Source organism: Bacillus sp. BF2-3 (assembly GCF_008368795.1).
In the GTDB taxonomy this organism is placed as follows: domain Bacteria; phylum Bacillota; class Bacilli; order Bacillales; family Bacillaceae_G; genus Bacillus_A; species Bacillus_A cereus.
In genome coordinates this window covers 78,764-90,747 of sequence record NZ_QOSA01000010.1, presented here as the reverse complement: position 1 = coordinate 90,747, position 11,984 = coordinate 78,764, and the positions used below count along the sequence as shown (strand labels likewise).

Sequence of the window (11,984 nt, the reverse complement as noted above, 5' to 3'; positions counted from 1 at the left end):
TGAAGCATAAAGGAGAGTTACAATGAAACGTAGGACGGCTAGAGAAAGAGCAATGCAAGCATTATACCAAATGGATATTACAGGTGAATTAGAACCGAAAGTAGCAGTGGAAAACACGCTAGATGAAGGCGAAGAAACAAATGAGTTTCTAGAGTCACTTGTAGTAGGTTTTGTAGAAAATAAAGAAGCAATCGATGAAGCGATTCGTCAAAATTTAAAAAAGTGGAAGCTTGAGCGTATTAGTATTGTTGATCGCAGTATTTTACGTGTAGCTGTGTATGAAATGAAATACATGGAAGAAATTCCACACAACGTAACAATTAACGAAGCAATTGAAATTGCTAAAACATTTGGGGATGAGGAATCTCGTCGTTTTATTAACGGCGTTTTATCTAATATAAAAGATACACTGTAAATTCTTTAAGGGGGAATCTTAAAATGGTAGCAGTAATCATCAAAGGAAATGAAGTTGCGGAGAAAAAACGAGCACAATTAACAGAAGAAGTTGTGAAGTTGAAAGAGCAAGGTATTGTACCAGGATTAGCAGTTATTTTAGTTGGAGAAGATCCAGCATCTCGTTCTTATGTGAAAGGAAAAGAAAAAGGCTGTGAACAAGTAGGGATTTACTCAGAGCTAATTGAACTTCCTGAAACAATTACTGAGGAACGTTTGCTTGCTGAAATCGATCGCTTAAATGGCGATGACCGTATTAATGGCATATTAGTGCAATTACCTTTACCAAAACATATTGAAGAAAAAGCTATCATTGAAAGAATTTCACCAGAAAAGGATGTAGACGGATTTCACCCAATCAGCGTGGGACGTATGATGACGGGACAAGATACATTCCTTCCATGTACACCGCATGGTATTGTAGAATTAGTAAAAGAAACAAATCTTGATATTTCTGGAAAACATGTAGTAGTAATTGGAAGAAGTAATATTGTCGGTAAACCAGTGGGGCAATTGTTTTTAAATGAAAATGCCACTGTCACATATTGTCATTCTAAGACGCAAAATATGAAAGAGTTATCGAAGTTAGCTGATATTTTAATCGTAGCTGTTGGACGACCTAAAATGATAACAGCGGATTATATTAAAGAAGGGGCGGTTGTAATTGACGTTGGTGTTAACCGTTTAGAAACAGGAAAACTTTGTGGTGATGTTGACTTTGACAACGTGTTAGATGTTGCGGGTTACATTACACCTGTGCCAAAGGGTGTTGGTCCAATGACAATCACAATGCTTCTTCATAATACTGTTGAATCTGCCAAACGTGCAGGTGTCGTTTGTAAATAATTTGAGTCGGCTATGAGGAGAGAGAAATGGAGAAGCAATATTTAACCGTTACAGCGTTAACACGCTATATAAAAACAAAAATAGAATATGATCCGCATTTGCAGTCTGTTTGGTTAAAAGGTGAAATTTCCAACTTTAAAAATCATAGCCGTGGCCACATGTATTTTACATTGAAAGATGAAAATGCAAGAATCGCAGCGGTTATGTTTGCGGGCCATAATCGTAATATTAAATTCAAACCTGAAAATGGGATGAAGGTACTCGTGAAAGGAAAAATCTCTGTTTACGAGGCGAGTGGTTCTTATCAAATTTATATTCAAGACATGCAGCCTGACGGAGTCGGAAATTTACATTTAGCGTACGAACAGTTAAAAGTTCGTTTAGAAGAGGAAGGACTTTTTTCTCAAGTTTATAAAAAAGCGATTCCTCCTTACGCTAAAACAATAGGTGTGATTACGTCGCCAACAGGAGCAGCGATTCGTGATATTATAACAACGATTAAACGTCGTTATCCAATTGGGAATGTTATTGTATTTCCGGTACTTGTACAAGGGGAGTCAGCGGCTCCCTCGATTGTACAAGCGATTCGTACAGCGAATGAAATGGGAGAGATAGATGTACTAATCGTTGGTCGTGGTGGAGGTTCTATTGAGGAATTATGGGCTTTCAATGAGGAAATGGTTGCAAGAGCAATCTTTAAGAGTGAAATTCCTATTATTTCGGCAGTAGGCCATGAAACAGATTTTACAATTGCAGATTTTGTTGCAGATTTACGCGCGCCAACACCGACCGCAGCAGCTGAGTTGGCAGCACCTAACATTATAGAGTTACAAGAAAAGGTATTACAAAGAACTCTGAGATTGCAAAGAGCAATGAGAGAGTTAGTACATAAAAAAGAAGAAAAACTACAAGTGTTGCAAAAATCGTATGCGTTCCGTTATCCAAGACAAGTATATGAGCAAAAGGAAGAGCAATTAGATAGAGCGCTAGAACAGCTTGTTTTAGCGAAAGAGCGCTATATTGATAAAAAGGTGAATCAGTTAAAGCAACTTTCATTTTATTTAGAGAAGCACCACCCATCTCAAAAAATTATACAAACGAAGGTAGCTGTGGAAACGTTGCAAAAGCAATTACAACGTGAAATGCAAACGTTACTTCAAACGAAAGAATTTGCCTTTGTAAGAGCTGCTCAAAAACTTGAAGCGTTAAGTCCGCTTAAAGTAATGATGAGAGGGTACGGGCTTGTATATGATGAAGAGAAGCAAGTGTTAAAAAGTGTGAAAGATGTAAGCCTTGGAGATGCTGTTTCAGTTCAATTACAAGATGGAATACTAGATTGTAGCGTATCAGGCATAGAGGAGCGTGAATTGAATAATGGAAAATAAATTAAGCTTTGAAGAGGCAATTTCGCAACTTGAGCATCTTGTTTCTAAGCTAGAACAAGGTGACGTACCTTTAGAAGAAGCGATTTCTTATTTTAAAGAAGGTATGGAATTATCTAAGCTTTGTGATGAGAAGTTGAAGAATGTACAAGAACAAATGGCAGTTATTCTTGGGGAAGATGGAGAGCTTGAACCGTTTACTGCTTTAGGAGATGAAGCATAGTGACGATTGCTTTTGATACTTTTTTGAAAGAAAGTAAAACTTTCGTAGAAGAAAAACTTGTAAGCTATGCAAATGGATTACAATGTCCAAATGTACTTCGTGAAGCGATGGCATATTCTTTGGAAGCGGGTGGAAAACGTCTCCGCCCGTTACTTTTGTTTGCAACATTACAAGCGTTTGGGAAAGAAAGAAATCTTGGAGTAGGTGCAGCTTGTGCTCTTGAAATGATTCATACATATTCGTTAGTTCATGATGATTTACCTTGTATGGATGATGATGATTTAAGAAGAGGAAAGCCCACAAATCACAAAGTATTTGGTGAAGCGATGGCAGTTTTAGCAGGAGATGGCTTATTGACATACGCTTTTCAAGTTATTATGGCATATGAGCAAAAAGAAATTTCTGCTGAAAAAAAAGTAAGACTTGTACTTGAACTCGCAAAAGCAGCAGGACCAGAAGGAATGGTTGGCGGACAAGTGGCAGATATGGAAGCGGAAGGGAAACGCCTTACGATTGATGAATTGGAGTACATCCATAAACATAAGACCGGAAAACTACTTGAATTTGCTGTACTTGCGGGTGCGATACTTTCTGATGCGACAGAAGAGCAAGAAGAAAAGTTGCTTACGTTTGCCAAATATATCGGTCTAGCTTTCCAAATTCGAGATGATATTTTAGATGTCGAAGGAACTGAAGAAGAGATTGGAAAACCGATTGGTAGTGATCTTTCTAATGAAAAGAGCACATATACGACGTTGTTTACTGTAGATAGAGCAAAGGATATTTTAGAAGAAACAATTGCAGAAGCAAAAGGTGCGATTAGCTCCTTGCAATTACAAGATGAATATTTACTATCTATTTGCGATTTGATTGCAAAACGTAATAACTAATATAACAGCGTTTTCATTTGTTGAGTCATTCATCATTTTATGATATAAATGTAGGAAAAGGTTTTTCTTTTCTTGTTATTGGCAAAAATATATGTAGATTACATTGCCGTTATCACTTCGTGTTAGCGGCTATTTTTTTCATCGCCTAAAGAAATATGGTTTATAATAGGATTAAGGCGCAATAGACTGGTTAATAGCGGGACAAGACGAAAAATAGAAAAGAGAATTTCTTGTTTTGTGTAAATGTTTTTTATAATATTTGACATGTTGACAGATTATGAAATGAAAGTGAGTGATCCATGTGGATCTAACGCAAATTCAAAACCCTAGTTTTTTGAAAGATATGTCTATCAGTGAACTAGAGGGATTGAGTGAGGATATTCGTAAGTTTTTAATTGAAGAGCTCTCTCAAACAGGTGGACATATTGCACCTAATTTAGGTGTAGTAGAACTCACAATTGCTCTGCACAAATTATTTGATAGCCCGCAAGATAAATTTTTATGGGATGTAGGACATCAATCCTATGTACATAAAATTTTAACTGGACGCGCGAAAGAGTTTGGCACATTAAGGCAATATCAAGGTCTATGTGGTTTCCCGAAACGTTGTGAGAGTGAGCACGATGTATGGGAAACTGGTCATAGCTCGACTTCGTTATCGGCTGCAATGGGAATGGCTCTGGCACGTGATTTAAAGAAAACGAAAGAATATGTTATACCAATTATTGGAGATGGTGCTTTAACAGGCGGAATGGCTTTGGAGGCATTGAACCATATTGGACATGAAAAAACAGACATGATTGTTATTTTGAATGATAATGAAATGTCAATTGCACCAAACGTTGGTGCGCTTCATAATGTGCTCGGTCGTTTACGTACCGCAGGAAAATATCACTGGGTAAAAGATGAATTAGAGTATATATTAAAGAAAATTCCAGCAGTTGGCGGGAAAGTGGCTGCGACAGCAGAGAAAATAAAAGATAGTCTTAAATATTTACTAGTATCTGGTGTCTTTTTCGAAGAGTTAGGCTTTACATATTTAGGTCCAGTCGATGGGCATGATTATGAAAAGTTATTCGAAACGTTGCAATATGCAAAGAAAACAAAAGGCCCAGTACTTGTTCACGTTATTACGAAAAAAGGAAAAGGTTATAAACCGGCTGAGAGTGACGTTATTGGAACTTGGCATGGAACAGGACCTTATAAAATTGAATCAGGTGACTTCGTTAAGCCGAAAGAAGTTGCACCAGCATGGAGTGCTGTCGTTAGTGAAACAGTACTTAAGCTAGCGAGAGCAGATGAGCGTATCGTAGCAATTACACCTGCAATGCCTGTTGGATCAAAACTTGAGAAATTCCAAAAAGAATTCCCAGATCGTATGATTGATGTAGGTATTGCAGAACAGCATGCTACAACAATGGCAGCAGGTATGGCAACGCAAGGAATGAAGCCATTCTTAGCGATTTATTCAACATTTTTACAAAGAGCATATGACCAAGTTGTTCATGATATATGCCGCCAAAATTTAAATGTTTTCATCGGAATAGATCGTTCGGGATTAGTAGGAGCAGATGGTGAAACGCATCAAGGCGTATTTGATATCTCATTCTTACGTCACTTGCCGAATATGGTGCTTATGATGCCGAAAGATGAAAATGAAGGTCAACATTTAGTTTATACGGCGATGCAATATGAAGATGGACCAATCGCATTGCGTTATGCGCGCGGTAATGGACTTGGTGTTCATATGGATGAAGAATTAAAGGCGATTCCAATCGGTACGTGGGAGACGTTAAAAGAGGGTACACAAGCAGCTATTTTAACGTTTGGTACGACAATACCAATGGCAATGGAAGCAGCTGAGCGTCTTGAAAAAGCTGGGGTTTCAGTGAAAGTAGTGAATGCTCGCTTTATTAAACCAATGGATGAAGCATATTTACATGATCTTCTAGGAAAGAATATACCGATTTTAACGATTGAAGAAGCTTGTTTAATCGGTGGTTTTGGAACAGGAGTAGTTGAATTTGCATCTGAAAATGGTTACCATAGTGCATTGGTTGAACGAATGGGTATTCCAGACCGCTTCATAGAGCACGGAAGTGTAACGAAATTATTAGAAGAAATTGGTTTAACGACAGATGCTGTTGTAGACCGTATTCATACAATGATTCCATCAAAACAAAAAAGGGCGTAACAAATGAGCGTAAAAAAAGAAAGAGTAGATGTACTATTAGTAGAGCGAGGACTTATAGAAACGCGTGAGAAAGCAAAGCGCGCCATTATGGCCGGACTCGTATATGCGAATGAGATGAGACTTGATAAGCCAGGAGAGAAAATCTCGCAAGATACTGAGATTACGGTGAAGGGACAAGTTATGCCGTATGTAAGTCGTGGTGGTTATAAACTTGAAAAGGCATTAGAGACATTTCATCTTGATTTACAAGATAAAGTTATGATAGATATTGGTTCATCAACTGGTGGCTTTACAGATTGCGCGCTTCAAAATGGAGCGAAATTATCTTATGCATTAGATGTAGGATACAATCAACTAGCGTGGAAATTACGTCAAGATGAGCGTGTTGTTGTAATGGAACGAACAAACTTCCGTTACGTGACACCAGCAGACTTAGAACGTGGTTTACCTCAATTTGCAAGTATTGATGTTTCATTTATATCATTAAAGCTTATACTGCCAGTTTTAAAAACAATGCTTATGCCTAACGGAGATGTAGCAGCGTTAATTAAACCGCAGTTTGAAGCTGGAAGAGAGCAAGTTGGGAAAAAAGGTATCGTTCGTGATAGAAAAGTACATGAAGCTGTTGTAGAAATGATTGTCGAGTTTGCTTTAAAAGAAGGCTATGATGTGGAAGGTTTAACATTCTCACCAATTACGGGTGGGGATGGTAATATTGAATTTTTAATTCATCTGAAATGGCATGGTGAACGTGAGAATGGCGAAAATCATTCTCCGATTTCTATAGAGCAAGTTGTTACAGAAGCGCATGAAGTTCTAAAACAAAAAGGGAAAGGGGAATAACATATGTTGTTCCTCTTTTTGCTGTAATTGTATAATGATTGTAAAAACAATTGTGTACAAGAAACGAATTATAAGTTAACATAAATAAGTGAAGTATACCAATGTTTAAACTATGGTAAGAGATAGTGTGAGGTGCAAATGTATGAATAAAGGTCAGCGCCATATTAAAATCAGGGAAATTATTGCAAACAAAGAAATTGAAACACAAGATGAATTAGTTGATATTTTACGTAATGAGGGATTTAATGTAACGCAAGCAACAGTATCGCGCGATATTAAAGAACTGCACTTAGTGAAGGTGCCATTACATGATGGGCGCTATAAATATAGCTTGCCAGCAGATCAACGATTTAACCCGTTACAAAAATTAAAACGAAATCTAGTGGATTCATTTGTAAAATTAGACACGGCAGGACATATGCTTGTGCTAAAAACATTGCCTGGTAACGCTCATTCACTTGGAGCACTTATTGATCATTTAGAGTGGGATGAGATCATCGGAACCATCTGTGGTGATGATACTTGCTTAATTATTTGCCGTACACCTGACGATACAGGTGTTGTCTCTGATCGTTTCTTAAATATGTTGTAACAAAAAATCTTGTTTGCTTTCCATCGTAAAGTGGAAAGTGAACAAGATATTTTTATTGGTTAAAAATATGAATTTTCAATTGTAATATAATATTTTGTTTGCATAAAGTTAGAAAATAGATGGATTGACCCGTAAAACAAATGTTTGGTACAATGAAGCGGGTTAGAAGAGTATATACATACAAATATATAGCATGATTATTTGAATGAAGAACTGAGAAAATCCTTTAGTAAGGGATTATTTTATAACGAGGTGAATGGGGCATTGTTATCGGAATTATCGATTAGAAACTTTGCTATTATTGAAGCATTAAATATTTCTTTTCAAAAAGGTTTAACGGTTTTAAGCGGTGAAACAGGGGCCGGAAAATCGATTATTATTGATGCAATTAGTTTACTTGTAGGTGGCCGTGGGTCAGCAGAATTTGTTCGATATGGAACAGAGAAGGCTGAGATTGAAGGGCTATTTTATGTTGAAGATGAGAAGCATCCATGTATTGAAAAGGCAGAAGAGTTAGATATAGAAATAGAAGATGGCATGATTATTTTAAAGCGTGATATTGCTGCGAACGGGAAGAGTGTATGTCGTGTAAATGGGAAGCTTGTTACACTTAGCATATTAAAAGAAATTGGGAAAACACTTGTTGATATTCATGGACAGCACGAAACGCAAGATTTAATGAATGAAGAACGACATCTGTTTATGCTTGATCACTTTGATGGGGATCGAATCGTTAAACAATTAGACATATATCAAAACGTATACGCTGACTATGAAAAATTAAAAAAACAATTGAAATCGTTAAGTGAAAATGAGCAACAAATGGCACATCGCTTAGATTTAATTCAATTTCAGCATGAAGAAATTCGCAAGGCGGATTTAAAGATGGATGAAGAAAATGAATTAACTGAGGAACGATTGCAAATTTCTAATTTTGAAAAGATTTATAAAGCGTTAGGTGATGCATATCGTTCGTTAAGTGCCGACGGACAAGGGTTAGATAATGTAAGAAGTGCAATGGGGCAAATGGAAAGTATTACACATTTAGATGAAGTGTATCAGGAGAATCATGATTCAATTGCAAATAGCTATTACTTATTAGAAGAGGTTGCCTATCAACTGAGAGAAAAGCTCGATATGATGGAATATGATCCAAATCGTTTAGATGAAATCGAAACACGTTTGAATGAAATTCGTATGCTAAAGAGAAAATATGGAAATACTGTAGAAGAGATTTTAGCGTATGCTGATAAAATTGAACAGGAAATTTTTACGATTGAAAATAAAGACGTTCATATTGAAACGACGAAGAAACAGTTGAAGGAATTAGAAAGTGTTATTCTGAAAGAAGCAACGTTGTTAAGTAATATGCGTCATGAGCTTGCAGAACACCTTACAAATGCAATTCATCAGGAATTAAAAGAATTATATATGGAAAAAACGAAATTTGAAGTGAGAATTATGAAGAGAGAAGGAAATGTAGAAGAGCCCCTTGTGGAAGGTGCGCCGGTAAGACTTACGGCGGATGGTTACGATCATGTGGAATTTTATATTTCAACGAACCCAGGAGAGCCGCTAAAACCACTTTCAAAGGTTGCATCTGGCGGAGAGTTATCTCGTATCATTTTAGCTTTAAAAAGCATTTTTTCTAAGCATCAAGGGGTTGCATCTGTTATTTTTGATGAAGTGGATACGGGTGTAAGTGGCCGGGTCGCACAGGCTATTGCGGAAAAAATTTATCGAGTATCAGTAAACTCGCAAGTACTTTGTATTACGCACTTACCTCAAGTAGCTTCAATGGCAGATTCACATTTATTTATTCGAAAACAAGTAGCGAATGATCGGACAATTACATCGGTTACTGTTTTAACTATGGAGGATAAAGTAACAGAAATAGCTCGAATGATTTCTGGTGTGGAAATCACAGATTTAACGACAGAGCATGCGAAAGAATTACTTACGCAAGCGCATCATTTTAAACAGACAGCAGAGGCTATCCAGTAATGGATAGCTTTTTTTCTCAAATGACGATTTCTTAATTCTTCCGGTTATAAATAAAGCACTGCAAGGAGAGATTAAAAAGTGAAGCCAAGAGGCTGAATGTGGGGTAGGAGCGAGGAGAGTGAACAAGTTGAAATTAGAAAAATTTCGAAAAATAATAGGTCTTTGTCTCCTTGTTTCTTTAGTTTTTATTGGATGTTTTAAACCGCTTCGAACGTTTATTTCATCACCGAAACAACTTGTTGTTTTTGAAGGACAACAATCAGAAATATCATCATTACCAGTTTTCAAAGCTTCATCCACAAATCGTCATGTATTTACAGTGAGTTCGAATGAACAAAAACAAGGACTTATGGTAAATTCTCATCAAAATGGTGAAGCTGATATGGTATTTCAGCTTGCTGGTTTTCCAGTAAAAAAAGTAAATGTGAAGGTGTTAAAAGATTTTAAAGTGATTCCAGGTGGACAATCAATTGGTGTGAAATTAAATACAAAAGGTGTACTTGTTGTAGGCCATCATTTAATTCAAACTGAAAAAGGTAAAATATCTCCTGGTGAAACAGCAGGTGTACAAATTGGAGATATGATTACTGAAATTAATGGTAAAACAATTGAAAGAATGAGTGATGTAGCACCGTTTATTCATAATAGTGGAGAAACAGGTGAACCGCTTAATCTTGTATTGTTAAGAGATGGAAAATATATTCGTACGAAGCTAACTCCACAAAAAGACAACGGTGAATCGTCTTATCGAATTGGCTTGTATATCCGTGATTCGGCAGCTGGAATTGGAACGATGACATTTGTTCATCCAGATTCTATGAAATATGGGGCACTTGGTCATGTTATTTCTGATAATGATACGAAAAAGCCGATTCAAGTCGAAGATGGACAAATTATGCGCTCGACAGTTACATCAATTGAAAGAGGTAGTCATGGGAATCCAGGGGAGAAATTAGCAAGATTCTCACCAGACCGTGAAGTGATTGGCAATATTACAATTAATAGTCCATATGGTATTTTTGGAAAATTAAATACGAATATGAAAAACGGTATAATGGATAAAGCAATGCCTATCGCATTATCTCATCAAGTAAAAGAAGGACCGGCAAAAATATTAACAGTTATTGATCAAGATAAAGTAGAAGCGTTTGATATTGAAGTCGTTAGTACAGTGCAGCAAAAATTCCCAGCCACAAAGGGTATGGTAATAAAAGTAACAGATAAACGTCTATTAGCGAAAACGGGCGGTATCGTACAAGGAATGAGCGGAAGTCCAATTGTACAAAATGGAAAAGTAATTGGTGCTGTTACACATGTATTTGTAAATGATCCAACATCAGGATATGGTGTTCATATTGAATGGATGTTACATCAAGCTGGAATTAATATTTATGATCAAGAGAAAAAAGCGAGCTAATATATATTATTAGCTCGCTTTTTCTGTTGAAAAATTCGTTGAAATTTTGTAAAAGCTCCGCAAGAGGTGTTTTTTGTTGTAAAATAAAAGGAAAGGGTTGAACGTTTCGTTGTATTTCTATGATGGAATGTGTTGCGAAAGGGAATAAATGAACGATAAACATATTTTTTTGTGATTTTATCGGAAAGTAAGAAACTTTAAAAGGGAATTTTCACACAATTGTCGAACAATTCATGTAGCCTAGAAGGATACACATGTCGGAGAATCGATTCGGTAAGGGAGGAAAAGCTGTGGAGAAAATTAAAGTATGTCTTGTGGATGATAATAAAGAACTAGTATCAATGTTAGAGAGCTATGTAGCCGCTCAAGATGATATGGAAGTAATCGGTACTGCTTATAATGGTCAAGAGTGTTTAAACTTATTAACAGATAAGCAACCTGATGTACTCGTTTTAGACATTATTATGCCACACTTAGATGGTTTAGCTGTATTGGAGAAAATGCGACATATTGAAAGGTTAAAACAGCCTAGCGTAATTATGTTGACAGCATTTGGCCAAGAAGATGTGACGAAAAAAGCAGTTGACTTAGGTGCCTCATATTTCATATTAAAACCATTTGATATGGAGAATTTAACGAGTCATATTCGTCAAGTGAGTGGTAAAGCAAACGCTATGATTAAACGTCCACTACCATCATTCCGATCAGCAACAACAGTAGATGGAAAACCGAAAAACTTAGATGCGAGTATTACGAGTATCATTCATGAAATTGGTGTACCCGCTCATATTAAAGGATATATGTATTTACGAGAAGCAATCTCCATGGTATACAACGATATCGAATTATTAGGATCGATTACGAAAGTATTGTATCCAGATATCGCAAAGAAATATAATACAACAGCAAGCCGTGTGGAGCGCGCAATTCGTCACGCGATTGAAGTAGCTTGGAGCCGTGGGAATATTGATTCTATTTCGTCCTTATTCGGTTATACAGTATCCATGTCAAAAGCAAAACCTACGAACTCTGAGTTTATCGCAATGGTTGCGGATAAGCTGAGACTTGAACATAAAGCTAGCTGAGAGTAGAAGTAGCAATGGGTTTTCGTTTTAGTAAAACCGATGTATGCTGGAACGC

Annotated in this window: 11 protein-coding genes; all 11 read left to right on the top strand. The window is 36.7% G+C overall.

The genetic code is table 11. From position 1 onward, the window contains the following. Positions 1 to 22 precede the first annotated feature (22 nt). Positions 23 to 415 carry a N utilization substance protein NusB gene (nusB, locus tag DN401_RS09475; protein WP_000830247.1) on the top strand — a complete coding sequence of 131 codons (393 nt, stop codon included), beginning with the start codon at positions 23 to 25 and terminating at the stop codon, positions 413 to 415. A 23-nt stretch (positions 416 to 438) separates the two neighbouring features. Beyond that, positions 439 to 1,299, top strand: a complete 861-nt coding sequence (folD, locus tag DN401_RS09470) for a bifunctional methylenetetrahydrofolate dehydrogenase/methenyltetrahydrofolate cyclohydrolase FolD (protein ID WP_000226732.1) — start codon at positions 439 to 441, stop codon at positions 1,297 to 1,299. Between the two features lie 26 nt (positions 1,300 to 1,325). Next, positions 1,326 to 2,684 (top strand): exodeoxyribonuclease VII large subunit, encoded by a 1,359-nt coding sequence (gene xseA, locus DN401_RS09465; RefSeq protein WP_000415247.1) that lies wholly within the window; start codon positions 1,326 to 1,328, stop codon positions 2,682 to 2,684. Further along, positions 2,674 to 2,904: an exodeoxyribonuclease VII small subunit gene (gene xseB / locus DN401_RS09460; RefSeq protein WP_000428423.1), complete on the top strand. Its 231-nt coding sequence runs from the start codon at positions 2,674 to 2,676 to the stop codon at positions 2,902 to 2,904. The genes xseA and xseB overlap by 11 nt, the downstream gene beginning before the upstream one ends. Beyond that, on the top strand, positions 2,904 to 3,794 hold the full coding sequence (gene ispA / locus DN401_RS09455) for a (2E,6E)-farnesyl diphosphate synthase (RefSeq protein ID WP_000150380.1): 891 nt from the start codon (positions 2,904 to 2,906) through the stop codon (positions 3,792 to 3,794). The genes xseB and ispA overlap by 1 nt, the downstream gene beginning before the upstream one ends. A 301-nt stretch (positions 3,795 to 4,095) precedes the next feature. Next, positions 4,096 to 5,988, top strand: a complete 1,893-nt coding sequence (gene dxs / locus DN401_RS09450; protein ID WP_000366452.1) for a 1-deoxy-D-xylulose-5-phosphate synthase — start codon at positions 4,096 to 4,098, stop codon at positions 5,986 to 5,988. Between the two features lie 3 nt (positions 5,989 to 5,991). Next, on the top strand, positions 5,992 to 6,831 hold the full coding sequence (locus DN401_RS09445; protein WP_000111875.1) for a TlyA family rRNA (cytidine-2'-O)-methyltransferase: 840 nt from the start codon (positions 5,992 to 5,994) through the stop codon (positions 6,829 to 6,831). Between the two features lie 142 nt (positions 6,832 to 6,973). Further along, a complete protein-coding gene (argR, locus tag DN401_RS09440; RefSeq protein ID WP_001032580.1) occupies positions 6,974 to 7,423 on the top strand; it encodes an arginine repressor ArgR in 450 nt (149 codons plus the stop codon). 264 nt (positions 7,424 to 7,687) lie between these two features. Next, complete coding sequence (gene recN / locus DN401_RS09435; RefSeq protein ID WP_000947768.1) at positions 7,688 to 9,427, top strand: DNA repair protein RecN; 1,740 nt, start codon at positions 7,688 to 7,690, stop codon at positions 9,425 to 9,427. A gap of 118 nt (positions 9,428 to 9,545) precedes the next feature. Next, positions 9,546 to 10,844: a SpoIVB peptidase gene (gene spoIVB / locus DN401_RS09430; RefSeq protein ID WP_002000940.1), complete on the top strand. Its 1,299-nt coding sequence runs from the start codon at positions 9,546 to 9,548 to the stop codon at positions 10,842 to 10,844. A 290-nt stretch (positions 10,845 to 11,134) separates the two neighbouring features. Then, entirely contained in the window at positions 11,135 to 11,929 is a 795-nt protein-coding gene (gene spo0A, locus DN401_RS09420) for a sporulation transcription factor Spo0A (RefSeq protein ID WP_011110369.1), read from the top strand. Positions 11,930 to 11,984 lie beyond the last annotated feature (55 nt).

Excerpts from the sequence above, each read along its gene's own strand:
- xseB (WP_000428423.1), top strand. The coding sequence starts at position 2,674 with ATGGAAAATAAATTAAGCTTTGAAGAGGCAATTTCGCAACTTGAGCAT.
- xseA (WP_000415247.1), top strand. The coding sequence starts at position 1,326 with ATGGAGAAGCAATATTTAACCGTTACAGCGTTAACACGCTATATAAAA.
- folD (WP_000226732.1), top strand. The coding sequence starts at position 439 with ATGGTAGCAGTAATCATCAAAGGAAATGAAGTTGCGGAGAAAAAACGA.
- argR (WP_001032580.1), top strand. The coding sequence starts at position 6,974 with ATGAATAAAGGTCAGCGCCATATTAAAATCAGGGAAATTATTGCAAAC.
- DN401_RS09445 (WP_000111875.1), top strand. The coding sequence starts at position 5,992 with ATGAGCGTAAAAAAAGAAAGAGTAGATGTACTATTAGTAGAGCGAGGA.
- nusB (WP_000830247.1), top strand. The coding sequence starts at position 23 with ATGAAACGTAGGACGGCTAGAGAAAGAGCAATGCAAGCATTATACCAA.